The following is a 25,081-nucleotide window of genomic DNA, read 5'->3' as shown; positions in this document are numbered from 1 at the left end:
TTGCTTGCCGTTATGGATGCGACCGTTTTTGACGACCTTTTGAGACCCGCAGCTAGGACAGATTAGGGGTGACATTGTTGAGCATGAACGATTGAGCTACCTCTATCCTTACATCTGGCGGACTACCCAGCCCGGAGCTGGTGACAGATGCGGTGGGTGTGGATGCGATCGCATCCCGTCTCCAGACCCATCTCACAAATCCTCAGCCGCTCCCCTCTAGAGATGCCTGCCGTCAATTTGCCACCGAGCACTATAGCTGGCCAGTGATTGCCCAGCAGGTTCGCCAAGTTTTACTCGCCTAAGAGACCGCCATGAAAATTCTGTTTATTGATCAAAGTGGTCAACCCGGTGGGGCAGAGCTATGCCTGATGGATATTGCCCGTCCCTATCGAGATCGGTGTTTGGTGGCGCTGCTGGTCGATGGTCCCTTTAAAGACCTGCTAGAGCAGCAGCAAATTCCGGTGCAGGTGCTGGCACAGCAGTCGATTGAGATTCGCAAAGACAGCAGTTTGTGGCTGGCACTCAGCCGTATTCCAGCTCTGCTGCCCCTGCTCGGCCAAGTCGTGAAACTGGCGCGTCAGTTTGATGTGATATACGCCAATACGCCCAAGGCGCTGGTTGTGGGTGCGATCGCAAGCCTTATCACCCGCCGCCCCCTGGTCTACCATCTCCACGACATTTTATCGGCCAGCCACTTTAGTCATACCAATCGACAGATCGCCGTCACCTTAGCTAACCGCGCCACCCTCGTGATCGCCAACTCCCACGCCACGCAAGCCGCCTTCATTGAAGCCGGAGGACGGCCAGAGCTAACCCGTATTCTATACAATGGCTTTCAGCCTGATAACTATCTGATTCCGCTCCATGAACAAGAGGCGTTGGCCAAAGAACTTGACCTCAACCGCGATACCTTTTGGGTCGGTCACTTTAGCCGCCTATCGCACTGGAAAGGTCAGCACATACTGCTAGATGCCTTGGCGCTTTGCCCTGAAGAGATCTCAGCGTTGTTCGTCGGTGATGCGCTATTCGGTGAAGCCGATTATGTTCAACACCTACAGGCAAAAGTTAAAGACTTAGGGCTAGAGAACCGGGTTCGTTTCCTTGGATTTCGGAATGACGTGCCTCAAATGATGAGTCTTTGCCATCTGATTACTCATACCTCAACGGCTCCCGAACCCTTTGGGCGCGTCATTGTTGAAGCCATGCTCTGTGGACGCCCCGTCATCGCCGCCAACGCAGGGGGAGCCACCGAACTCATTAACTCTGGTCAGACCGGATGGCTTTGTGAATCGAATGCTCCGCAACAGCTCGCAGACCAAATTATCTTTTGCCACCAGCACCCCGAACAAAGTCAGGTCATCGCTAAAGCCGCTCAGCAAAAAGCGAGTCAAGATTTCAATCTATCTGTTGTTAATCAGCAGCTGGCACAAATATTGCAGCCCCTCTCATCTGAACCAACGTAGCTGGCACCTAAAGCTGTAAAGCTATCAGAGACGGGATCGAGTTAAGACCCAAATCGCCAAAGTTGGGGAGCTTGAGTGGTTGGGCGTGCCAACTGGACCAATTGGCCATCCGACGTGCCTGGACTGCCCGCAAGTGACAGGCGACTGGCTCGATTGATAATTTGATAGTTCCCCTTCCCCTGATCAATCAAGTACCAGTGCTGACTCGGCTGGTCCGTTCGATCCGTTAGCTGAACCGGATCGCCATCATTCCAGGTCTGGCTGCTACCTTGCTTCGCTTCTAGAGCCTTACCGCTGCTAAGAAGCTGATAGTATCCATCCTCTACATAAATAAACTGCCAGCCCCGACGCGACGCAGCAGATAAAATCGCGCTGCTGCCGCTGGTAATCGTTTGACTGCTATTCGGAACCGAGAGCGCAGCGTTGGCCCCTAGATTTTTGAGCACATAAAACTGACGTGGGTTGATAAAGGATGGATCAAGCTCATAGAAAATATTGGGGCTAGGCCTTGCATTGCGAACTTCATCAAAGAAAACGGTTTGCTTCCGACTATCTTTACCGGGACGATAAATGCCGAACTTATGAAACAATCCTTTGCTGCGCCGCTTGGAGTTGCTAGTAAAGCCAATGGCTCCCTGATATCGCTTAAGTCTGCGGTACTGCTTGTTGGTGACGGGTCTGACCCACGCCTGCATAAACCCCTCGCTGGGATTGAGACTAAATTTGTAATTGAGAATTACGTCATGCCAGACCCCTCTTTTAACCGTGAATCGATCCACAATTTGCATACCGCGATCGTTGAGAATCTGAAGCGTGCCCTTTAGACGCCCGTCCTTGCGATAGAGCAATAGCGACGCAGGTGGACCCTTGGGAGAAACCTGCCAAAATTGGGTAATGAAAAGACCACTACCGACTTGATAGTCAGTCGGCAGCTTGAAGCTGAAAGCCGTATACCGCTCTTCGCCCCAGGGAATAACGGATGTGCGCGAGCCACCGGTAAAGCTGGGGTCAAACGGTTTTCGGCGTGATTTCCTGCCCGTGCGCGACCCCTCAAACCACAGCTCAGACCGCTCCTTACCGCGATTGTTGGGCAACACTTGAAACATGAGAGAGTGAGAGCCTTGGCGATATTCCGTTGTGCTGATGGCGGGCGGGCGAGCATGCCCATGCACCTGTCCTTCTAACACTAAGCTGTTGTCAATCAGGTCACCATCAACGCTGTTCTTGACATAGTTGTCTTTGCCATCTCGACGGCTGCGAATGCTCGCCCCTTCAGCATCGACTGACATGAGAATCTCTCCCCATGCCGGGGGACACAGCATCAGAAAAACAAGCGGTAAAGCAATGGATTGGAGTTTCATGAGTGAGTGATGCAAGGAGCAAGGGAAAACGGGAACGGATTTGGACGAATACAGAGCTTGAACGGCGTGTATTAGCCGGAGGAGACGCCATTGGTAGCGCCAATGCTCTGCTTGCCAAGCCCATTGACTTCCTTCAGGATAACGAAGAAGTCTTTAGATCATGACGAGACGAGAGGGCAGCCTACCCATAAGTACTGGACTCAAGGTTCGGAAAAACGTTCCAGCCAGACCTGGAACAGGTGGCCACACCTAGAAAGAATAGGCGTTATCTTCAGTCAAAAAAGCTCACGTATCAGATCTAAACGTGAGCTATCTCCTGTACTCTTATCCTGTATTTAAAGTGATAGACAGACCTCAATCCCCTCTTCGCGAGCGTCAATGAACGACAGGTCAGACCCTATAAGGTGCCCTCCTGAACTGAAATATACCGAACCTAAAATATAATGACTCAGCTGACTAACGTGTGGATTGCTCCAGAAAAAATTAAAATTCCAGACTTTATTATCTGTGGCGCAATGAAGTCTGGAACGACAACGTTGCACCATGTTCTTGATCAACATCCAGATATCTATATACCTGAGAAAGAGATCCATTTTTTTGATATTGATAACTTATTGGAACACCCTGACTTCTTCTTATTTAAGCAAGGACAGTGGATCTCGCAAGATATCCATGAAGATCCGGAAAAATTTTGGCGCTGGTATGCCCGTCATTTTGCCGCAGCTCAAGCCGGTCAGATGATTGGCGAAGACTCTACCGTTTATCTCAGTTCTAAACGAGCGGCGCAGAGAATTGCCCTACAGCCCAAAGACATCAAAGTTGTGGTCATGCTTCGCCACCCGACCAGCAGAGCCTATTCTCAGTATTGGCACATGCTTAGAACGGGTAGGGCTGTCTATGATTTTGAACAGATGATTCAGTATGATCCCTACAGTGTTTTAGGACGGAGCATGTACTATGAGCAACTGGAAGATTTTCTAAGGTATATTCCGAGAGCGCGCATTAAGATCGTTCTGTTTGAAGAATTTATTGCGAATAAAGCACAGACTGTACGGTCAGTCTGTGAGCATGTCGGCGTTGATTTTGAAGCACTACCAACAGCTGCTTTTAAATCTCATGAAAACTCTGCTCGAATTCCAAAATATTTAAAGATTCAGATCTTAAGAAACAAATGGTTCCGCCAGCTAAACACGATTAACTATGGCGATTTTCTGCCCACTCACCACGGTCAATCTAAGTCAAAATTCAATATTCCAAAAATAGTTAATAAGGCCCATCGGCTTATTAATCCGCTCACCGACAGCAGACCTCCTAAGATGAGAGCGTCAACCAAGCAGTTTTTAGATGATTTCTTTAAAAAGGAGCTGGCTGGACTCGATGAGCTATTGGGGCAGGAGCTTTTATCTCTCTGGTTTGATTAATGTCACGCTAGCAAAACAACATTGGCTGTTTTGCCGTTACCAAACGGCTGAGGGCAGATGCTGAGAGCGTTTGGCCTGATTTGGGTACACTGGTCAATAGGTCTTGTGTTTAGGATCTGAGGGCGCAGTTTAGAGAAAGAAGTGTTGTCTGTGGAAAGTCTCAACGTATCTTTAGGGTCTGAGCTTCGCCTGCTGCTTCGCTGTGCAACCACCCAAATTCAGGATGCCTCGATTCAGGAGATTGAGGTGTTGGCAGGCCAAAATGATCTGGACTGGGATTATCTGATTGAAACGGCAGGTAATCACGGTGTTCTCCCGTTGCTCTATCAAAGCTTGAGCGCTGTTGCCCCTGATGTTGTCCCGCAACAAATGCTGAAGCAGCTGCGACAGTTTGTACAGCAAATTGCTCTGAAAAATACTCTGTTCACGCGGGAACTGCTCAGTATTCTGCAGCTTCTAGAAACGCACGGTATTCGCGCCTTGCCTTTTAAGGGTCCGGTTCTGGCCGTTTCTGCCTATGGGAATCTGGCGCTGAGAAATTTCTGTGACCTAGATATTTGGGTGGAGCCGCACAGGGTGTTAGATGCGATCGCAATTCTCACCACAGAGGCAGGCTACTGTTCTGGGCGGCAGTGGCATTTTTTAGATCCTGCTCAGGAAGCGTCATTTATGAATTCTTGGCGGGAATACGGTCTCAGAAAAGGCATCGTCCCCATCGATCTGCATCGAAATCTGACCGTAGAGGATTTTCTTTCGTCGGCCTTGACCTTCGATCTGCTGTGGGAGCGCCGCGAAATGATCACGATTGCGGGTCAGTCAGTCCCTAGCTTTAGCCAAGCCGATCTCTTAATCTACCTTTGTCTGCACGGCTCGAAAGAGTGCTGGCGCGGTCTCAAATGGATCTGTGATGTTGCTGAGTGGGTCCAAAACTCTCCCCAGGCCAACTGGACAGAAATACTGATGCGATCGCAAGTACTACGATGCGAGCGGCGACTGCTGTTGGGGCTATCACTAGCCCATACGTTTTTAGGTACTCCCCTTCCCCCCTTAATTGAGCAAAAGCTTGCCCAGGATGTCATTGGTCAGCAGCTCACCCACCAGTGCGTTCAGAAATTGTTCGATTCTAACAATCGCCTGGGCCGGCGCTTTACGCGCGAAAAATTTTGGTTCCATCTGCGGTCGGTTGAGCATCCCCAGGACCGATGGGACAGCTTGAAAGAGATCAGGCGTCACATGAGATCAAAAGTGATCAAGGTATTACCCAATACCCTAGATCATGAATTTTTACCTCTGCCGCGCCCTTTTTACTTTCTTTACTACTTTTTGCGTCCGGTGCGGCTCTTAACGCAAACCGGTAAGAAAGCATTGAGCCTTGTTTTTTGAAGGCCCGTGACTTCGGGGGCTAAAGGCTCGATAATCGTGTTTTGAAGCTGCGCCTAACCAACCCTGTCATGACTCCTCCAACGCCTTGGCGACCCACATTGGCCCGCGCCCTTCATCGCAATCGGTCTCTCCCCAATGCCCGCTATCTGCAGTTGGCCACGCTCACGCGAGATCAGAAGCCTGCTAACCGCACCGTCGTTTTTCGTGGTTTTCTTGAGGCCTCTAATCAGCTTAAATTTGTGACCGACCAGCGCAGCGCCAAAGTTGGGCAAATCCAGAGCTGTAGCTGGACTGAAGCCTGCTGGTACTTCCCAAAAACGCGAGAGCAGTTTCGGATTTCGGGTCAGCTGCGGCTCATTGATCGAGACTGTGCTGATGCATCCCTACAGCGCCAGCGTCAGCTGACCTGGAAAGCACTCTCAGAGTCGGCGCAAGAACAGTTTGCATGGCCGACACCCGGAATGCCGCAGACGGAGAATCCTGCTGCAATAGAGTCCCTTGACGCAGACCGCCCCCTCTTATCATTTTGCCTCGTATTGCTAGAGCCGAATCGGGTCGATCATTTAGAACTACGCGGAATGCCGCAGCAGCGACGCCTATATCACTTAGAATCATCGGGTCAATGGTCTGTTCAGCCCGTCAATCCCTAAAAGGTCTGATTCGTATCGTTGTCTGCACCTAGATCTAAAAGCTCACGGATCTTAACTTTTTGAACATTGTTAAATAGAAGAAACGAAGAAACGCACCTTAATTTGCGAAGGGCCTAGAATTCCTGTGGTCGAATTGATCGATACCTTAGCTAGCTATGTGCCCCGTTTGGTTGTGCGCCATCTGTCAGAGGAAGCAAGTCCCCTCCGTCCGCATCGATCTGAACAATATTCGGCAGCTCTCTTGTTTGCTGACATCTCAGGATTTACTTCTCTCACTGAGGCGCTTGCTCAATCTGGACCAACGGGTTTAGAGGATTTGACCCAAATTCTCAATACTTACTTTGGCGATATTACAGATTTGATCTTGGCCCACGGAGGGGACGTGATTAAGTTTGCGGGTGACTCGCTGCTGGCTGCATGGACGGTCACAGAAAGCGGTTCTTTGGAAACGGTTACTCATCAAGCCGCAGAATGTGGACTCATCATTCAGGCCTATGCCCAGACCTATGAACCGCCTGAGAACGTTGATCTAACGCTTCGCATCTGTGTTGCTGTGGGGGAGATCACGGTCGCCTATGTGGGGGGCGTCTTGAACCGATGGGACTATATCGTAACGGGGCCACCCCTCAGTCAACTCAGCCGGCTTTTTATCCAGGTTCCGCTAGGGGGAGTGGCTTTGTCGGCTTCTGCTTGGGCGCTTGTGCAGGTAGTGGGCCAGGGAAAGCCGTTACCCCAGGGGGATCGGTTACTCAGATCAATTGCCCCCTCTTCTCAGTGTCCTGTGGCCGATGAACCGGTGCCCGGTGTCCTCTCAGAAGGCCTGCGCTCTTACATCCCAGGGGCAATTCTGGCCCGTCTGTCTGCGGGGCAGATGGATTGGTTGGCTGAGTACCGGCAGATTACGCTCTTGTTTATTCATTTGCCGCAGTTGAGTGACTCAGCGTCGCTGGAGCAGATGCAGGCCACGATGGTGATGCTGCAGCGCATTTTGTATCGCCTAGAGGGCAGCGTTAACAAAATTAGCGTTGATGAGAAGGGGAGTACGCTTGTTGCCGCGTTTGGGCTGCCGCCTTTGGCCCATGAAGATGACCCGGAACGTGGGATCAAGGCTGCATTGGTAATGCAGGAAAAGCTACAGGCTCAGGGGTGGCATTGCAAAATTGGGGTGAGTACAGGCAATGTTTTCTGCGGCACGATTGGGAGCGTTCAGCGCTGCGAATACACGATGATTGGGGCGGTCGTGAATTTAGCGGCTCGACTGATGCAGGCGGCTGATCGGCAAGTTCTCTGTGATCGCGAGACCTACCGAGCTAGCCGATCAAAACTCACCTATAACGCACTGTCACCCCGGCTCTTCAAGGGTTTCGATAGACCAGTGTCTGTTTATCAGCCCCTGGGTCTTACCCCACCGCCATTGATTGCAGAGACCGATCTAATCGGATGCCAGCGTGAACGTCAACATCTGATCGAAATGGTGCGACGCTGGCGAAAGAAGCGGCGACCCAGCATCGCAATCCTTGAGGGTGAGGCCGGGATCGGAAAGTCTAAACTGCTCGCCAACTTTTTGCACTGGGCTAAAACCCAAAATCTGTCTTTTACCTCAGGGGCCGGAGACGCCATTGAGCAATTTACGCCCTACTATGCTTGGCGACCTATTCTCGCTCAACGACTGGGGCTAGAGACCGATACCCGTCAGCGACGTCAGCAGCTATTAACGCTTTTAGCATCAGATTCAGATGTGCCCACGCGGTTGGCAAAGAGCCCTGAGGCCATTGCGCCCTTACTCAATGTTGTGTTCGATGTTGATTTCCCAGAAACAGAGCTCACGCAGCAGATGCAGGGGGCGGTCCGTGCGGACAATATCCGAGCACTGCTGCTGCATTTGCTAGGCGTTACATCAGCGCCCATGTTATTTGCGTTTGAGGATGCTCACTGGCTTGATTCTGCCTCATGGGCATTATTACGTACCCTCAGCCAGAAAAAGTGGCCCGTCCTGATTGTGATTGCCACTCGTCCCCGCACAGGCTCACGTCCCGATGATTATCAACAGTTGCTGACGGCGGACCAAACAAAGTATTTGCGGTTGGCGGGGCTGTCCCGTGCTGAAACCCAACAGTTTGTCTGTCAGCAGCTTGGGATCCAGACGTTGTCAGAGTCGGTCACCACCTTTATTTATCAGAAGGCTGAGGGACATCCGTTCTTGAGTGAAGAGTTGGCCTACGCGCTGCGAGATGCGGGGGGGGTTGCGATCGCAAATAATCAATGTGACTGGACCGCCGATGGCCCTCACGAACAGGAGCTGAATTTGCCCACCACGCTGCAGGGACTGATCACCAGCCGAATTGATCGTTTGACCCCTGCTCAGCAGCTTCTGCTGAAGTCCGCTAGCGTCATTGGCCGTAGCTTCCTTTATCCGTTGCTGTACGAAATCTACCCGCTGTCTGCTGATAAACATCAGCTTCCCCAGAATGTTCAGGGGCTATATCAACAAAAACTGCTGGTGCTGGAATCGCCAGAACCCCTGGCCTATATGTTTCGCCACGTGCTGATGCAGGAAGTCACCTATCAGCTGATGTTGTTTTCTCAGCGACGAGAGCTGCATCGTGCGATCGCAACCTGGTACGAAAGTTCATCCCGTCAAGACGCCTATGGACTGCTTGCCTTCCACTGGAGCCGTGCGGAAGACAACCTCAAAGCCCTTGAGTATCTCGACAAGGCCGGTGAACAGGCCCTCACCAGTGGTGCCTATCAGGAAGCCATTGCGTTTTTGACCCAAGCCCTAGAGCGAACCCAGACTGACCAGCCGCGTCAGGCTCGATGGCATCGACAGTTAGGAGAAGCTTGCCTAAGTCTAGGGCAGCTCCAAAAAAGTGAGCATCACTTGCAGGCCGCACTCTCACAACTCGGACAAGCCATGCCGCAGCGGTCTCTTTGGCTAAACTTGCTAAGACAGATTGGACAACAAACCTGGCATCGATTGAGGTCTCGCTCTCCTGAAATTCTCTCCACCGCGCTTCAGCTCAAACGCCTAGAGCTGACAAGAGCCTACGTCACCTTGGGAGAAGTCTACTACTACACGCATCGCCGGACCCTCGCCACCTATGCCAGCATTACAGGGCTTAACATCGCAGAGACCGCTGCTCCTTCCTCAGAGCTCGCTCGGATTTATGCGAATGTGTGCTTTGCTGCCGGACTCAACCAGCTTCATGGCCTCGCCCGTCGATACAGTACCCTCGCCGAGATCACTCTGCACGAGCTGGATGCCTCGCTTTCATGTGTTGGGTGGGTCGCCCTGGTCACGGGAGCCTATCGCAGCGGCGGGGGCCGGTGGTCTCCCGCACAGGAACGTCTTCAGGTTGCCATTGATGCCTATCGTACCCTTAGTGATCACCACCATTTGGCTGAATCCCTAGCAGCTTTGGCGTTGGTCAAACATTGCCAGGGCCGCTTTAGAGACGCATTGCTCCTCTGGGAGCAAATCTATCAAACGGGTCATCAGTGCGGCGATATTCAAGCCCAGGCCTGGGGGCTGTTGGGACAGATTGAAGAGCGCTTAGCGATGTCAAATATCGGTCGCCCCCAATCCCTGACAGCTTTGGGCATAGGACTCCCCACAGACTCTTTAATGACCGTTGGAGTTCAAACCCTAAACCTTATGCAATCAGCTCAAAAACTGCTCAGAGAGCGTCCTGATTTAGTGAGTGAGCGGATCCGGCTGCAAGGTCTATCATCGCTGATCTTCTATTGTCAAGGAGAATTGGCGCGATCCCGGCAGGCTGTTGCCCTAGCTCTAGACTCTATTCAGCAGTCCCCACCGATCGCACTCTATGTCTTAGAAGGGTACGGTAGCGTCTTAGACGTATCCTATTTGCTGGGTGAGTTCGCTCTCTGCCGCCAAGCCCAGAGCGCTCTACAAAAATATGCCCAATCTTTTCAAATCGGACAACCACGACAGCTGTATTGGCTGGGATATACCAATTGGATTCAGGGCAAGGTTCAACAAACTAAGCGTCTGTGGAAAAAAGGACTCGATATAGCGCAGCAGCTTGAGATGCCCTATGAGCAAGCCCAAATCCATCGCATGTGGAGCCTCTGTCTCTCGAGCGATCCATCTCGCCAATGGCATCAAGCGCAGGCCGATGAGCTGTTCCAAATGCTAGAGATAGGGCCTCAGGCTCAAGACAGCGAGAGACACGATTCGAGATCGGATTAACGAGATTATCCGAGAGACCTTTGTTATCTGGAGTTGGCGGGGGCCTTACCGGTCTCTTAACGAATTTGCCCTTGTCAACTGCCCCCTAGCGGTTGACACTGGACTGTAGAGCGGATTGGCAGTTAAGAGGTTATTTCATGAAAAAAGTGATGGCGATTATCTTGGGGGGCGGAGCAGGTACTCGGCTTTACCCGCTAACCAAGCAACGCGCCAAACCTGCTGTGCCGTTGGCTGGTAAGTATCGTCTGATCGACATTCCTGTTAGTAATTCCATTAACTCTGAGATTACAAAGATATACGTGTTGACTCAGTTCAACTCAGCCTCTCTCAATCGGCACATCAGCCAAACCTATACGTTCTCTGGCTTTATTGATGGCTTTACTGAGGTCTTAGCAGCCCAGCAGACGCCAGAAAACCCCAACTGGTTTCAGGGCACAGCAGATGCTGTGCGGCAGTACCTATGGATGCTGTCGGAATCAAAAGATATTGATGAGTTTATTATTCTGTCTGGTGACCATCTTTACCGGATGGATTACCGAGAGTTTGTCCACCGTCACCGGGAGACCAACGCAGATATCACGCTATCGGTTGTGCCTATCAGTGAGTCAAGGGCCTCCAGCTTTGGCCTTATGAAGATCGATCAGTCGGGTCGCGTTGTTGACTTCAGTGAGAAGCCCACGGGGGATGCCCTCAGAGCAATGCAGGTTGATACCTCGACGCTGGGACTCTCTGCATCTGAGGCAAAAGAGAAGCCCTACATCGCTTCTATGGGGATCTATGTTTTCAAGCGAGATGTCTTGATTGATCTGCTGAAGAATTCGCCGGAATCGACAGATTTTGGTAAAGAGATTATTCCATCGGCCGCGGCGGACCACAACGTCCAAGCCTATCTTTTTAACGGCTATTGGGAAGATATTGGAACGATTGAATCGTTTTATGAGGCGAATTTAGCGCTGACCCGACAGCCTGCACCACCCTTTAGTTTCTACGATCGTGAAGCGCCTATTTATACCCGATCTCGCTACCTGCCGCCGACGAAAATGCTCGACTGTCAGGTCAAAGAGTCGATGATTAGTGAAGGCTGTATTCTCAAAAACTGTCAGATTAATAATTCGGTCTTGGGGGTCCGATCACGCATTGAATCCGGCTGTGTGATTGACCGAGCCATGATTATGGGGTCTGACTACTATAAGAAGTCTCCAGAACACGCTGCTGATCCGAGCCATCAGCAGGTGCCCCTCGGTATTGGTCGTGATACGACGATTCAAAAGGCAATTGTGGATAAAAATGCCTGCATTGGTTCTAATGTACAAATCATCAACAAAGATCGTGTCGAGGAAGCAGATCGCGAAAGCGATGGCTTCATGATTCGCAGCGGTGTGACGGTGGTGCTGAAGAATGCCGTGATTCCTGACGGGACTGTGATTTAGAGTTGGTCTTTAGCGGATGGGCTTCCAGTCACCGGACGGGATAAAGGCCGCCCAGTAGTAGGGATGCTGATATTTAGGACTGTTCAGCATCTCTAGCTGCGTTTTCCGTAGCGCTTCTCCCCGACCCTCTTTATTGAGCAAACGCTGATAGTACTTCACCATTAGATCTTTGGTGCCGATGTCATCCACCTTCCAGAGACTGAGCACTTGACTTTCAGACCCCGCCATCACGAAGGCGCGTCTAAGACCATAAACACCTTCACCATTTTCCACGTTGCCCAGACCTGTCTCGCAGGCAGAAAGAACCACGAGCTTGGTCCCCTGCAGATTGAGGTTGGTTGCTTCTAAGGCGGTAAAGATGCCGTCTTCGGTGCCACTCTTGCGTGGATTGGCTCCTGCTAGGGCTAGACCGGAGCGCAGCAGAGGGTTCTCGTACTTTTTCTCCTGCTTTGCTTTAGGGGGCTTTTGAGAAACAACACTAATGCTGGCTCTATTGTTATTGGGAGTAGAGACCGCCTCTAGATCGGTTTCTAGAAAGAAGCCGTGGGTGGCGATGTGGAGTATCTCTGGAGATTTGACTTGCTTAAGGGCATTCTCTGTGGCTTGGTTCTGGGTAAACAGTGTCGATTGAGGGAGTAGTTTTTGAAGCTGCTCTGCTTCTGCTTTGGTGCCGGGTAGGGGGCCGAAACTGAGGTTTAGGTCTTGGGAGCTGCGGTTTTTTGCTGCTTGAGCGGATGCGATTTTGATGCTTTCTCCCGGACTTTGATAGTCGGGGTTGGCAATGATGACGGGTGGCTGCAGCTTCTGTTTAGAGTTTGTGGTCTGGAGTGTGAGGAGATCTCGACCGGAGGAGAGGTAGGTGATGTCGTAGTTCTCGACCAGGTACTGATTGTTCTCATCGACGAGGGCGGCAAAGGGAATTAGGTTGAGTTGGCTATCGGGAGATAGAAGAAGCTGGCGGGTGTTGCCCAGTTTTGCTCGGATGGGCTGCATGATCTGCTGGTCGAGCTTGCGGGCGATGGGCTTGATGTTGGAGGTGTTTGATTTGAGGGCTTGGCGGAATTGGGTGACGGTCTGGTCGATGGGGGCTGCTTTGCCGAGATCAGTCCATTGGAGGGTGCCGTCTGCGTTGAGGATGTAGGCAGCGTAGTGGGGAGTTCCCCACTGAGATTCTTGCTTGATGGCTTTGGCATTGAAGGGGCTGTACTTGACGAGTTCGATTAGGGCTGCACCTTGAGGGATTTGTTCTTGGATACCAGCAGTGGTGACGGATTGGGTCTCAGCTTGGAATTCTGCGCTTTTACGGGCTAATTGGTTCTCTAGCTGGTCTTCTTGAATTTTAAGCTGAGTAAGGGTGGCCTGATGTTGTTTGGGTGGGAGCTGATCTGGACCCTGGAAGGTGAGGGTAGCTCGTTGAGAACGAAGAGCTTGGAGTTGATCAAGAAGGGGGCGATCGGTAGAGGATAGATTCTGGCGCAGAGATTGAAAGCTATTAATCAGTGAAGATAAGACTCGCCCTTTACGGCGCAGGATAGTTATGAAGGCCAGTTGGGAAAAAGAAGGAGACTCAGAAGCATCTATGCTGAAGGAGAGCATTGCATCTGTTGTTCCCGCCAGAGTGGCAATGTAGGCTTGTTTCCTAGATTCAGAGCTGGTGGAGAGCATCAGATCTAGATTCCGTTCTTCGATATCCGCAGCACGACTAAAGAGTTGATGGGTAAGGGTAAGATTTCCTTGCTCGTGATGCAACAGTGCCAAGTTGTTGAGGCTGGTGGCGACATGAGGGTGCTCTGCTCCCAGAACATTCTCGTAAATGCTCAGTGCGCGTTGGTAAAGGGGGACTGCCTTGGAATACAGGCCCTGAGAATCATATAGGCTTGCCAAGTTGTTGAGGCTATCTGCTACATCAGGGTGTTGTGATCCGAGCGTTTTTTCTCGAATGCTCAGTGCGCGTTGGTAAAGGGGAGCTGCCTTTGAATACAGGCCCTGGGAACTATACAACAGCGCCAAATTGTTAAGGCTTTGTGCAACATCAGCGTGGTCAGCTCCGAGCGTTTTTTCTCGAATATTCAGAGCGCGTTGGCATAGCGGCTCAGCCTTTGAGTAAAGCCCCTGAGAACGATACAACTCGGCCAAATTGTTGAGACCGGTAGCGACACTGGGATGTTCGGCTCCGAGCATTTTCTCATACGTGCTCAGAGCGCGTTGGAAAAGCGGCTCAGCCTTTGAATAGAGGCCCTGGGAACGATACAACAGCGCCAAGTTGTTGAGACTGCCTGCGACATCAGGGTGGTCTGCTCCAAGTGCTTTCTCTTGAATATTCAGTGCATGTTGGTGAAGTGGCTCAGCCTTTGAGTAAAGCCCCTGAGAACGATACAACTCTGCTAAGTTGTTGAGGCCGGTGGCGACATTGGGGTGTTCGGCTCCGAGCACTTTCTCATTCGTGCTCAGAGCGCGTTGGAAAAGCGGCTCAGCCTTTGAGTAAAGCCCTTGAGAACGATACAACAGAGCCAAGTTATTGAGGCTGACTGCGACATCAGGGTGGTCTGCTCCAAATACTTTCTCGCGAATGCTCAGAGCGCGTTGGAAAAGCGGCCCAGCCTTTGAGTAAAGCCCCTGAGAATGATACAACCCTGCCAAGTTATTGAGGCTGATGGCAACGTGAGGGTGCTCGACACTGAGTGCTTTCTCTCGAATACTCAGCGCACGCTGGTGAAGCGGCTCAGCCTTTGAATGAAGCCCCTGAGAACGATACAACTCTGCCAAGTTGTTGAGGCTGGTGGCGATATCAGGGTGTCCTGCTCCAAGTACTTTCTCGTCAATGTTCAGGGCGCGTTGGAAAAGCGGCTCAGCCTTTGAGTAAAGCCCCTGAGAATGATACAACAGAGCCAAGTTATTGAGGCTGGTGGCGATATCAGGGTGTCCTGCTCCAAGTACTTTTTCTCGAATACTCAGTACGCGTTGTGAGAACGCAACAGCTTCTGAGAAACGTCCCTGTTTGTATAGCTGAACAACTTGCTGATTTAACTGCTTAGCTTCTTCAAGCGATCGCTGTCTTTCACCATCTATATCGGCCTGTGCCATCAACAGGGAACCAGACCATTGGGGTTTCTGGCCAAGACTGAGCCGCAATGAATCAGCCTGAACATCAGCACCTTGCACTTTGACACTTTGTTTAGCCCAAGAATGCTGCATCAGCGGGGTAAGCCCAAATGTTGACATTGACAACAGCAGCAGTAACGAGAAGCGATGGCTAGAGAAGCGCATAGGGACTGAGGGGGCGCAGGCAATACAACTCAGTATGCCCCCGCTCACGGGATCGCACTGCATTGGTTTCAGGTTTGGTAACTACCTGCTATGGCTTTTGAAACTGGCTGCGGTAAACGGGCATTCCTTGCTCTAATGTGGTGCGCTCTCGCTCTGTGGGCACTGGCAATGGATTCTCTGGGAGCCAGTTCTGGTTCTGCCGAGTAAATGCAGGATTTTCAGAGATGCGATCGCACATCTCTTCCGCTACTTCCAATACATCAGACTGAACCAAGATCCAGCCGCCGGGTTTTATACAACCCGCTAGGGCTTCTACTAACTCTGGTTGCACCACCCGCCGCTTTTGATGACGCCGCTTAAACCAAGGATCTGGAAACTGGATGGTGACCGCTTGCACAGATTGAGGCGGGAGAAGCGTCTTTAAGGATGTATTGATATTGCAGAAAAGATAGTGCAGGTTGTTGAGCTGCCGCATATTGCGATCTTGATTGGCACGGTCAACTAAGGGTTGGCGAATTTCCACACCTAGATAATTCCAGTCGGGCTGATGCTCCGCCATCTCTAGTAGAAATAGACCTCGGGCGCAGCCAATATCGAGATGCAGAGGTCGTTCGGGCTTGGCAAAAATATCTTGCAAGTTTGGAGGCGCAGTGGCCACCAAATATTTCTGACTGAGGGGATTAACGTGCTGACGCACTCGAACCAGGGGCATGGACTTAACCGAACTAAAAAGAATCCCCAGAAGAAACTGGGGAATACAATAATCATAAACAGTAAACGGGCCAGGAGGGATTCGAACCCCCGACACCGTGGTCCGAAGCCACGTGCTCTAGTCCACTGAGCTACAAGCCCAAAGCTCGTCTATCTTAGCAGAGATTTCTCGACGTTCTTGCGACTTGCCTCTGAACTACAGCTTGAAATTCGTTGGCTTAATGCGTAAAACTCGTCAGCTATAATGATAGCGACAGGTTAAAAAATCTACCTTGGCGTTGCCAACCCGGTAAACTAGGCGATCCTCCAGCGTTACTCTACGGCTCCAGATATCAGGCCCAACGTATTTCAATGGTTCAGGCTTTCCCGTGCCGGTGAATGGATGCTCTAGACATTCGTCGATAAATCTCCAAACCTTATCGTAGGCGGTCGGATTGGTTCGAGCGAGAAACTTAAGATCTTCGCGGAATTCAGCTTCAAAGATCGGAACTCTCTGCGGTAATGCTCCCGGTGATGTTGACTGTATCCGCTTCTTCCGTTTGCTCACAGTATTGCCGCAGTTCTGCTAGTGTCTGCTCATGATCGATTTGCTCAGGTCTATCTAGATCACGAGTCTGAGATTTTTCTAAAGCTGAGAATAATCGCTCAGCGTTTTTGGACGATCGCAACAAATGTACTGTCTCCACTAGGCTACTCAGCTCAGACTCAGCCAGAATGGCAACGTTAGGCGCATCCTTACGCTTCACGATCACAACGGAACTATCTTCGGCAACCTCATCCAGGATTTTAAAGAATTCCTTACGGGCGTTCGTAGCGGACTCTGCTTTACTGATCAGCATAGTTGTACCTGAAACCTGTACAGTTAAAGAATAGCACCAGAATCTTAGATTACAAAGAGACGACTTTAGGGGAGCCAGCGAGGATTTAAGCCAGCAGCGACTAAATTCGGTTCTTGGCTATCAGAGTCTAAAGGAAGGAGCTTGAGCGTACTGCTCTCTTCAACGCCTTCAGTATTCACTTGGTCAAAGAGAAGGGCTGAACCGTCAGGGGCCAGACTAATGTTGGTTCGCTCCTGTGGCAAAAGGTTGAGAAGCCGGGTGAGCTGACCTGACTCTAAATCAATCTTAGCCAGATAAGGATTCTCGATATATTCTTCTCCGGGCTGAACTTGGGTGAGTAGACCGTAAAGGAACTGCTTTTGAGGTCCAAAGGCAGTTTTGAGAATCGATCCCTTTGTTTTCAATAACTCTTTTTGAATGCCTTGATTGGTGACCAAGAATAGAGAGCGGCTGTAGTCTGGGTTAAATCTCAGCATGGTGGCAGCCGTTCCATCTGGGGCAAAGCTGAGTACGACGCCAAACTGAGGTAAGAAGCCCAGAGGTTCGCCAGTTTGTTGTTTTTCGAGTGGGAGGAGGGCAATGCCTTCGCCTTGGGCAATTACAAGGGTGTTGCTATCAGGGGCAATCAAAAAGTCTCCACCGGTCACGCCTTCAAGTTGCTTTAGTGAACCGTTGGTTAGCTGCCAAAGATCTACGGCTCCTAAGCCTTCGCCTCGCCTTAATGATCGCTGGATAACGATCCGCTCACCATCTTGCGATAGCTCGAACTTAAGGATTTGATATTTTTCGTTATCAAGGACCAGCTTGGTTTTGCCGGGGTCTGAGGTGGGGGTAGCAGGGAGATCAGGGGCGTCAATTTTGAGGCCAGTGGTCACTGTATAAAGCTGGGGGTTGAAGTCCTGTTGTTCTTGGACTTTGAGATCGTTGGCGGCGAAGAGGATGCGATCGCCCAATGGGTATATACGATAATCAACGACGTATAGATTCTTGGGGGTCAGAACGGTCTTCTCGTCCTGGGTAAGGTTCCGCAAAATAAGTCGTCCCGCTTCTTCACCGTTTATACCTAGGTATACGAAGGCGCGATCGCGACTCTGAAACTCCCCTGTGAAGGGCTGCATCACTTTTGGCTGATGGCGCGAGCCTCGACTGGCTTCAAGGATATTAGCAAGCTGTACCTGAAACTCAGTCCCGTAGGGCATTTGGTCTGTGAGGGTATAGGCAAAACGCCGACCCGACCAGCTCGCTTTCCCTTCCAAGGGGGGAGTAATTTGCAGGTTCTCTTCGACTTGCTCCCAGTCCATTGTCCGGTTGAATTCCAGCGTAAAGGCCGTGTTCTCAGCGCCGACTTGCTGATTGTTCCAGTTGAAGTCCCGCACCTGAGGAACGGTGCGATCTCCTGATAGCAAGAGCAAGACTATCAAAACCGTGAAGATGGTTATGAGTGAAATCGCTGCTCGGTCAAGGGGTTGAAGCCGTTTCATATCTGTTATTTGGGTTGCCTGGGTCTATCTTAGGACGACGCTATCTCTGTATATACAGGTTTACGGCCCAAGATATACAGCGTAGTGAGATCATCCCAAACTCCTTGCTCAGTTTGGAGGGTTTCTAGCTCTGTAGCAAACTCGGCTTTGATGCGCGCTAGTTGCGGTTGGGAAAGAGTCGACAACCCATCGTTCGCTACTTGCGGGGAGGTAACTGAAGGATTCACAACGACGCTTTCCCAGGTTGCTCTTGCTTTATCCAGGGTGGTGAAGCTTCCGTGCTGCTCTGTTTTGAGTTCAACAGCTTCAAAACCAGCATTTTCAAATAACGTTCGACACTGATCAATTGAACCCATCCGATTGCTGGCTTCTAGAGCAAGACCGTGTCTTGCCAATACTCTCCGTAGAACAACGGCTCCCACATATGCAGTATCAGCAGGGGTATGAACCGCGATTCGACCCCCTGGCTTGAGAAATCGATGCCAAAGGCGTAATGTCGCTGCTTTATTTTTCATCCAGGGGAATGTGTTGGCGCACAGGACATGATCAAACTGATGGGCTGGGTCGTCGAGGGTCTCAGCGTCTGCCAGTTGAAACGTGACGTTATTGAGTCCTAATGCGGTAACTTTGCGGTGTGCTTGCTTCAGCATTCTAGGAGAGATGTCTACCCCAGTGACATGTCCCTGAGTACCGACGGTTTTGGCGGATGCGATCGCAACACAGCCTGTGCCTGTCCCAATATCTAAAACAGATTCCCCGATACTAACGGGCGAATATGCCAGCAGACGATGGCAAACTTGAACACGCCACTCACCCTCGTCATAGCCTTGACTTCTGCGATCATAGAAGTCCGCAACCCCTTGCTTGTAAGCATCCAGTTCAAGTGATTGTGCCATCAGAGTTGTCCTGGAACTACGGCCTAACGTCAACGTAACCCTTAATAGCTTAATGGTCTTCCCCGCATCTTCTAAGCTGGGTGGTAGTAGAACCTCAACGCACGAGCTTTTGGCTAGGTCATTAAGTCATTTGAATCATTTTGTTCAAAACAACATGGAGAAAATAATGGTCGGTAATACTGCACTCGTGACCGGCGCATCAAGTGGTATTGGTGCCGAACTCGCACGCCTACATGCAGCACAGGGGGGGGATCTTGTATTAGTTGCCCGTCGTGAAAGTGCCCTAAACGAATTGAAATCCGAACTGGAGAGCGCTCACAGTATCAAAGCAACCGTTATTGCTGCTGACCTAGCCCAACCTGATTCGGCTGAAAAAATCTTTGCAGCCACGGAAGCATCTGGAATCCAAATCGATATTTTGATCAATAATGCGGGCTTCGGCGGCCACGGGAAGTTCCACGAGCGAGACCTTACGCAAGATCAGGCCATGATGCAGGTCAATATGGTTTCTCTAGTGAACCTGACGCACCTGTATTTGCAAGGAATGGTAAGCCGCAATTCTGGAAAAATATTGCATGTGGCATCGACTGCAGGCTTTCTGCCAGGACCCCTACAGGCCGTTTACTATGCTACAAAAGCCTTTGTGGTCTCTTTCTCTCAGGCGATCGCTCAGGAACTATCTGATACGAACGTCACCTCGACGGCCCTTTGTCCAGGGCCAGTTGCTACTGAATTTGTTGAAGCTGGTGACCTTGAAGGGACGTCAACCTGGAACAATGCAGCATCTCCTGAATCCGTTGCTAAGTGTGGCTATGAAGCCATGTTCAAAGGCGATTTGGTCAAAATCAATGAGGCAAGACTGAGCTTCCTGATCAACTGGTTTGTTCCTTTCCTCCCGCGCAAGATGTTACTGAAAATGTCACAGCAGTCTATGGAGAAACAGTAGCTGCTACAGAGTTGTTGTATCCCCTGCTGGAGAGTATTTTCAGGCGTCTATATGTGAGCAATGAAGAACAAACTCCAGCCTCTAGATCGGGTCGCATTGTTGTTGATCCTTTGTCTCACGCTCCTGATTGGCCTAGTGTTGGCAAGTGGAGATCGCACCTATCCTAAAGTGCGAGACTTTAGCTGGCAGAATCAGCGAGTAGGGGTCAACGATCTGGCCTTTACCTTGACCTTCAACCGCGCGATGAATTGGCAAAGCGTTACTGAGAATCTGACCATTAGCCCACCACTCCCCGGCAAAATGAGCTGGTCAGGCCGACGACTGGCCTATACGCTGACGCAGCCCATTCCCTACGGTCAGAAATTTCAACTCATGCTGGCCCAGGCTACAGGGACCAAGGGCGAAACGATGCAGACCTTTGAGAGATCGTTCCGCAGTCGAGATAAGGCGTTTGTCTACCTGGGCATTTCAGAAAAAGAGAACGGGCGGTTAATATTCAAAAATTTGACCCGCAACACGCAGGTGATGCTAACGCCGCCCAATTTTACCGTGCTTGATTTTAGGGTCGATCCAGGTCGCGATCGCATCTTATTTAGAGCACTCGATCGAACCCAACCGGAGCAAACAATTTTTGAAGCTCAGCTCTATACGGTGTTGCTCGAAGCACCAGGACAGATCAAACTGTTGCTCGATAATACCCAATATCAGATCCTCAAATTTGACGTGACTTTAGACGGCAAGACGACCATTGTTCAGCGTTTCGATCGCAGCAAAGACGGCCAAGTCAGTCTCTGGACATTAGATGCCGACGGAACACCTCAATTCGTCACGAATAAGAATGTAGATAGTGACGTGTTGATTACACCTGATGGTCAAACTGTAGCCGTCAGTCAAAATCAAGGACTCGCGGTTTTAGCCCTTTCGCCCCAGTCTTCTCAACAACCTACGCGGTTTTTACCGAATTTCCATCATGCCATTAGCTTTACAAGGGACGGATCGTCAGCACTGATGGTCAAATACAATTCAGATTCGACACGTTCTCTATTCTTAGTCCCCAACAATGGCTCGGCGCAACAACTGCTAACGACCACAGGCGTCTTCTTTGATGCTCAGCTCGATTCGCAGACCAAGACTGTTTACTGTCTCTATTCTCAATTCAACCCTGAACAGGGGTTTCGGTCTGACCTGCATCTGAGCGCCATTGAACTCGAAGGTGGTCAACCACGAATCCTGAAAACATTTCCTGGACAAGCCACGGGGCATTTTAGTTTGGCTCCCGATCGTTCAGGGCTGCTCTATGAAGAAATAACCGTCACGGATCAGCCCCATCCCAGCGTCGTACAGAACATTTTCGGTCAAACGATCACAGAGAGTCAGCTCTGGTTATTACCCCTATCAAAAGAAGCTGAGTCAACGTCAGTCCCTCAGAGAATTGCGGCAGGTCTAAAGCCCCAATGGGTGCCCTAATGAAAGTTCGTGCTCACCTCTCAGCCCTGCTGCGCTTCATGGGTTGCCGTTGCGCTAACCTAGACTCTGGAGTTTCCGCAATGTCTGGACGGAATTGAATGGAGCAGTTTGGGAGTGCATTGACACTCTTTTTCAGTTTGCTGGCTGAGGCGATGCCCTTTCTAATTTTTGGCGTCGTAGTGTCGGGTCTGCTATTGCTGTTCGTCGATGAACAGAAGCTGATTACACTTTTCCCCAAGAATCCCCTACTGGGAGCGTTATCGGGTAGCCTGTTTGGCTTTCTCTTTCCGGTGTGTGAATGCGGCAATGTGCCGGTGGCGCGGCGGCTGATTATGCAAGGGGTCTCAGCCCCGGTGGCTATTGGGTTCCTGCTGGCGGCTCCCACTATTAATCCGGTGGTGATTTGGGCTACCTGGACCGCATTTCGAGATCAGCCTGAACTGGTGGTGCTGCGGGTGGTATTTTCACTGGCAATAGCAACCATCATCGCCCTCGTCTTTAGCAGCCAAGCTGACCTCAAACCCTTTTTGCAGCCCACCATCGCTGCGGCCATGCCCAAATCAGATCAAGACGATAAACCTGCACTGCTCAGAACAGGCACGTTTTTACTGGGTCAACCCGGTCAGCCCATCGAACTCGATACCACCAATCTGCAGTCAGTGCTGGCGGCGAATCCGGCAGCAAAACTTTCGGTGCGCGATCGCATTCCCCTTTTCATTGAAAACACCATCCAGGAATTGCGCGAAATGGGAGCCATCCTGGTTCTGGGCAGTGCGCTGGCAACCATCATTCAAGTGGCAGTGCCCCGCGAGATTGTCTTGAGCCTAGGCCAAGGTCCGGTGTCATCGATTGTCTCTATGATCACCCTGGGCGGCGTGATTTCGATTTGCTCCACTGTGGATGCGTTCTTTGCTTTGTCCTTTGCCTCCACCTTTACCGGCGGCGCACTGCTAGCTTTTCTGGTGTTTGGTCCCATGTTTGACCTGAAGAGTTTGGGCCTGTTGCTGACGGTGTTCAAAACACGGGCCGTCGTTTATATTTTTGTGCTGATTCTGCAGTTGACCTTTTTGTTTACGCTAGCAATCAATCTCTGGATTAGCTGAGCGGAGGATATTGAAATGACAGTTAAATCATTCCCCTGGATCAAAATAACGGATTGGCTGACGGTGGTGGCAATGGCAGCCTGGGGTTCCTTACTAATCAAATTCTGGATCTCTGGCAGGCTCGGAATTTTGATTCACCCTAACTATTTTGCCCTCACCATTGGTGGTGGTTTCTTTATGGTGATCGTAGCGATCTTCCAGGGGCTGAAGCTGTGGCGACAGCCCCAAGGAGTGAGAATGCAGCATTTTTCATTTTTGTCTCCCCAGTGGCTGAGCATCATTTTGCTGGTGTCAGCCCTAGTGGGCTTTCTTGTTCCGCTGAGACCGTTTGCGAGTCAGACAGCGATTCAACGGGGACTGCAAGATACAACGGTGGTGACTCGGGCCAATCCCCAGGCCTTTCGCACCGAGAGTAATCCCGAATCAAGAACGCTCCTCGACTGGGTCCGTACCCTGGATGTCTACCCTGAACCTGATGCCTATCAAGGCCAGAAAGTGAATGTTGAGGGTTTCGTCGTGTATCCTGACAACTTGCCTGATACTTATCTGACCCTGGCCCGATTTGCCATTACCTGCTGTGCGGCAGATGCCTATCCAATTGGTTTACCCGTAAAGCTCAAGGCAGATCGCAAAGCTTACCCCATCGACCAATGGTTTGCTGTCAAGGGGCAGATGCAGACTGAAACCCTAGACAGCAAACGGCAGCTTGTGATCGTGGCTGATTCCCTCAAGCCCATTCCAGAACCCCGAAATCCCTATTCCTATTAACAGGTACTTGTATCATCTAGGGCGGAAAATTCTGACTTCGGGTTCGGCGTAATTAGTGCTAGCTGTTTATTTGCTTGAGCTTGCCAATTTTGGGCTTCAATAGGAATCTCTGCCGCCGGTATGACATTCTTTTGCAGCTTACGCTGCTCTACTTTTTTAAAGGGTCGGGGCAATTGGCGTAAGTCATGCCAAACCGCTGGGAAAGTCAAGACGTCTGTTGGTCTTGGAGGCAAGCCGCCTCTTCCTATATGAACGAATTTCCCTGGAACGCATCCTTCGGCAGTTTTTTTTAGGAAGATGTCTTCACTGAAGTCAAAATAATAGTCAGGGCTTTCGGTGTTAAGACTCGGTAAAATCAACGGACGTAGGAGGATTTGGGCAGAAACGGAGGATAAAAAAGCCTCCCGCCCTATCCATATGCCGAGGGTCGAGAGTAGGATTTTGAGTACATTCTGCAGAAATGAGTGTGAAAAATATCCTTTAGTCATAGCCGCTAATGAAATTCTGGAGACAATCACAAGTCAGTTGAATTCATGCATTATTAGGAGCATTTTTCCCTGTAGAGAAATAGCTCCCGACTGTTTGCATACCCAAGCTTCATATCAATGAGAGGCGAGCGAAATATGCGCTTGTTTATAATTCTTAATCAATGATGATTAAACTCTAGCAATCTGTGAATATACCGCTTGCGTCAATCTGCTCGAAGCGGCAAGCAGATGAAATCTTTTAGCGGTAGAGAGTCAATCGAATGAGTGGGGATTTTCAGATGGTGAATCTACTCTTTATCTGCAAAGATCTGCTGCTCCAGTGAGATCTTCGGAGGTCTCCCATAGTTGTTGAGCCACGCCTCGGTTCTGTGCTGAGTTTGACTGAGATACTTTGCCAGGTTTTCCGCTCATTTCTAAGAAGCCCTGGGGACCAAAATAGTCCCCGCCGCTAACATCGGGGGCCAACGCTGCATATAGAGTGGGTTGGGCTGCCTCTGCCGGAGAGTGGGTGATCAAAGATAAGCCACTCAGCTTCAGTAGCTTAATGGTGCCTGTAGACATATGTCGGCTGAGTTCGGTATCGGAGCCACCAGGATGGGCGCAGACGGACAGCGTTTGGCGGTCTGAAGCGACTAGCTTGCGACTCAGTTCGTTGGCAAACATGAGACAGGCTAATTTGCTCTGAGCGTAAGCACAAAATCGAGAATAATTACGTTCTGATTGCAAATCATCAAAGTTGATTTTCCCGAGCTTGTGGGCGTTGCTGCTGAGGGAAACCACTCTGGCCTCTGAGGTATCGGGCATTAGATCAATTAAAAGAGTCGTCAGCAAAAAGTGGCCCAAATGGTTGACGCCCATCTGGCTTTCAAAACCATCTTCTGTCTTTGTATAGGGCGGAATCATGATGCCAGCATTGTTGATCAGTAAATCCAGATGAGAGAACTGCTGCCGATAGGTGTCGGCAAACGCCCGGACTGAGGATAGTTTGCTGAGATCTAGCTCAATGATGTCGAGGTCTGCATCCGGTACTTTCGCGAGAATAGACTTTTTTGCTTGTTCGGCTTTGTCTAGGGCGTGTCATCAATTAAGCCATATAACAGAGGCTGCTAGGTAAATAGCTCCTAGAAAATTGACGGCTCGTTTATCGTAGCGTGTGGCAATTGCCCGATACTGCTTGATCTTGGCAAAAAAGTT

The 25,081-nt window shown here is 50.6% G+C and carries 22 protein-coding genes, 1 tRNA gene and 1 pseudogene; 12 read left to right on the top strand and 12 right to left on the bottom strand.

All coding sequences use genetic code 11. From position 1 onward, the window contains the following. The coding region (locus tag C1752_RS30580; RefSeq protein ID WP_417281540.1) for an IS1/IS1595 family N-terminal zinc-binding domain-containing protein at nucleotides 1-75 on the bottom strand (75 nt) is incomplete at its 3' end. A 65-nt stretch (nucleotides 76-140) separates the two neighbouring features. Between C1752_RS30580 and C1752_RS28750 the strand changes: the two genes are divergently transcribed. Together C1752_RS28750 and C1752_RS26465 are read left to right on the top strand one after the other, a co-directional pair. After that, nucleotides 141-302, top strand: a complete 162-nt coding sequence (locus C1752_RS28750; protein WP_158535238.1) for a glycosyltransferase — start codon at nucleotides 141-143, stop codon at nucleotides 300-302. Nucleotides 303-311: 9 nt separating this feature from the next. Then, complete coding sequence (locus tag C1752_RS26465) at nucleotides 312-1,463, top strand: glycosyltransferase (RefSeq protein ID WP_110989044.1); 1,152 nt, start codon at nucleotides 312-314, stop codon at nucleotides 1,461-1,463. A gap of 41 nt (nucleotides 1,464-1,504) precedes the next feature. Here the strand turns inward: C1752_RS26465 and C1752_RS26460 are convergent, their stop codons facing one another. After that, the gene (locus tag C1752_RS26460; RefSeq protein WP_110989043.1) at nucleotides 1,505-2,824 is read right to left on the bottom strand and encodes a heparin lyase I family protein; all 1,320 of its coding nucleotides are present in this window, start codon (nucleotides 2,822-2,824) and stop codon (nucleotides 1,505-1,507) included. A gap of 2 nt (nucleotides 2,825-2,826) precedes the next feature. Between C1752_RS26460 and C1752_RS28745 the strand changes: the two genes are divergently transcribed. From C1752_RS28745 to C1752_RS26435, 6 genes are all read left to right on the top strand, one after another. Beyond that, a complete protein-coding gene (locus C1752_RS28745; protein ID WP_158535237.1) occupies nucleotides 2,827-2,988 on the top strand; it encodes a hypothetical protein in 162 nt (53 codons plus the stop codon). A 297-nt stretch (nucleotides 2,989-3,285) separates the two neighbouring features. Next, complete coding sequence (locus C1752_RS26455; RefSeq protein WP_158535236.1) at nucleotides 3,286-4,245, top strand: sulfotransferase family protein; 960 nt, start codon at nucleotides 3,286-3,288, stop codon at nucleotides 4,243-4,245. Between the two features lie 150 nt (nucleotides 4,246-4,395). Beyond that, nucleotides 4,396-5,628 carry a nucleotidyltransferase domain-containing protein gene (locus C1752_RS26450; RefSeq protein ID WP_158535235.1) on the top strand — a complete coding sequence of 411 codons (1,233 nt, stop codon included), beginning with the start codon at nucleotides 4,396-4,398 and terminating at the stop codon, nucleotides 5,626-5,628. Between the two features lie 68 nt (nucleotides 5,629-5,696). Continuing rightward, nucleotides 5,697-6,278 (top strand): Npun_F5749 family FMN-dependent PPOX-type flavoprotein, encoded by a 582-nt coding sequence (locus C1752_RS26445; protein ID WP_110989040.1) that lies wholly within the window; start codon nucleotides 5,697-5,699, stop codon nucleotides 6,276-6,278. Between the two features lie 124 nt (nucleotides 6,279-6,402). After that, nucleotides 6,403-10,491, top strand: coding sequence for an adenylate/guanylate cyclase domain-containing protein (locus C1752_RS26440; RefSeq protein ID WP_110989039.1), 4,089 nt, complete (start codon nucleotides 6,403-6,405; stop codon nucleotides 10,489-10,491). Between the two features lie 137 nt (nucleotides 10,492-10,628). Continuing rightward, nucleotides 10,629-11,921 carry a glucose-1-phosphate adenylyltransferase gene (locus C1752_RS26435; RefSeq protein ID WP_110989038.1) on the top strand — a complete coding sequence of 431 codons (1,293 nt, stop codon included), beginning with the start codon at nucleotides 10,629-10,631 and terminating at the stop codon, nucleotides 11,919-11,921. A 9-nt stretch (nucleotides 11,922-11,930) separates the two neighbouring features. Here the strand turns inward: C1752_RS26435 and C1752_RS26430 are convergent, their stop codons facing one another. The 7 genes from C1752_RS26430 to C1752_RS26400 all read right to left on the bottom strand — a co-directional run bounded on the left by C1752_RS26430 (nucleotide 11,931) and on the right by C1752_RS26400 (nucleotide 19,115). Beyond that, nucleotides 11,931-15,116 (bottom strand): CHAT domain-containing tetratricopeptide repeat protein, encoded by a 3,186-nt coding sequence (locus C1752_RS26430; protein ID WP_233501901.1) that lies wholly within the window; start codon nucleotides 15,114-15,116, stop codon nucleotides 11,931-11,933. Nucleotides 15,117-15,276: 160 nt separating this feature from the next. Continuing rightward, nucleotides 15,277-15,900 carry a tRNA (guanosine(46)-N7)-methyltransferase TrmB gene (trmB, locus tag C1752_RS26425; RefSeq protein WP_110989037.1) on the bottom strand — a complete coding sequence of 208 codons (624 nt, stop codon included), beginning with the start codon at nucleotides 15,898-15,900 and terminating at the stop codon, nucleotides 15,277-15,279. A gap of 66 nt (nucleotides 15,901-15,966) precedes the next feature. Next, nucleotides 15,967-16,040 (bottom strand) — tRNA-Arg (locus tag C1752_RS26420). A gap of 94 nt (nucleotides 16,041-16,134) precedes the next feature. After that, nucleotides 16,135-16,446: a Txe/YoeB family addiction module toxin gene (locus C1752_RS26415; RefSeq protein ID WP_110989036.1), complete on the bottom strand. Its 312-nt coding sequence runs from the start codon at nucleotides 16,444-16,446 to the stop codon at nucleotides 16,135-16,137. Then, a complete protein-coding gene (locus tag C1752_RS26410) occupies nucleotides 16,376-16,738 on the bottom strand; it encodes a type II toxin-antitoxin system Phd/YefM family antitoxin (RefSeq protein ID WP_110989035.1) in 363 nt (120 codons plus the stop codon). The genes C1752_RS26415 and C1752_RS26410 overlap by 71 nt, the downstream gene beginning before the upstream one ends. Nucleotides 16,739-16,803: 65 nt before the next feature. Next, nucleotides 16,804-18,219: a hypothetical protein gene (locus C1752_RS26405; RefSeq protein WP_110989034.1), complete on the bottom strand. Its 1,416-nt coding sequence runs from the start codon at nucleotides 18,217-18,219 to the stop codon at nucleotides 16,804-16,806. 29 nt (nucleotides 18,220-18,248) lie between these two features. Next, nucleotides 18,249-19,115 carry a class I SAM-dependent methyltransferase gene (locus C1752_RS26400; protein WP_110989033.1) on the bottom strand — a complete coding sequence of 289 codons (867 nt, stop codon included), beginning with the start codon at nucleotides 19,113-19,115 and terminating at the stop codon, nucleotides 18,249-18,251. 166 nt (nucleotides 19,116-19,281) lie between these two features. Between C1752_RS26400 and C1752_RS26395 the strand changes: the two genes are divergently transcribed. From C1752_RS26395 to C1752_RS26380, 4 genes are all read left to right on the top strand, one after another. Then, nucleotides 19,282-20,061: an SDR family NAD(P)-dependent oxidoreductase gene (locus C1752_RS26395; protein ID WP_110989032.1), complete on the top strand. Its 780-nt coding sequence runs from the start codon at nucleotides 19,282-19,284 to the stop codon at nucleotides 20,059-20,061. Between the two features lie 60 nt (nucleotides 20,062-20,121). Beyond that, entirely contained in the window at nucleotides 20,122-21,528 is a 1,407-nt protein-coding gene (locus C1752_RS26390; RefSeq protein ID WP_110989031.1) for a TolB family protein, read from the top strand. A gap of 98 nt (nucleotides 21,529-21,626) precedes the next feature. Beyond that, nucleotides 21,627-22,631 carry a permease gene (locus C1752_RS26385; protein ID WP_110989030.1) on the top strand — a complete coding sequence of 335 codons (1,005 nt, stop codon included), beginning with the start codon at nucleotides 21,627-21,629 and terminating at the stop codon, nucleotides 22,629-22,631. Between the two features lie 15 nt (nucleotides 22,632-22,646). Then, a complete protein-coding gene (locus C1752_RS26380; RefSeq protein WP_199464533.1) occupies nucleotides 22,647-23,399 on the top strand; it encodes a TIGR03943 family putative permease subunit in 753 nt (250 codons plus the stop codon). On the opposite strand, the gene C1752_RS26375 is transcribed toward C1752_RS26380, so the two are convergent. The 3 genes and pseudogenes from C1752_RS26375 to C1752_RS26365 form a co-directional block, all read right to left on the bottom strand. Further along, nucleotides 23,396-23,887 carry a hypothetical protein gene (locus C1752_RS26375; RefSeq protein WP_110989029.1) on the bottom strand — a complete coding sequence of 164 codons (492 nt, stop codon included), beginning with the start codon at nucleotides 23,885-23,887 and terminating at the stop codon, nucleotides 23,396-23,398. The two genes, C1752_RS26380 and C1752_RS26375, sit on opposite strands and share 4 nt — an antisense overlap. Nucleotides 23,888-24,181: 294 nt before the next feature. Then, a pseudogene (locus C1752_RS26370) lies at nucleotides 24,182-24,946 on the bottom strand (oxidoreductase); the annotation flags it as partial. A gap of 21 nt (nucleotides 24,947-24,967) precedes the next feature. Then, on the bottom strand, nucleotides 24,968-25,081 hold a 114-nt coding region (locus C1752_RS26365; RefSeq protein WP_146242456.1), incomplete at its 5' end, for a transposase.

Source organism: Acaryochloris thomasi RCC1774 (assembly GCF_003231495.1).
GTDB lineage: Bacteria > Cyanobacteriota > Cyanobacteriia > Thermosynechococcales > Thermosynechococcaceae > RCC1774.
The sequence above is the reverse complement of the archived record's forward strand: the minus strand, read 5'-3'. Positions and strand labels throughout refer to the sequence as shown.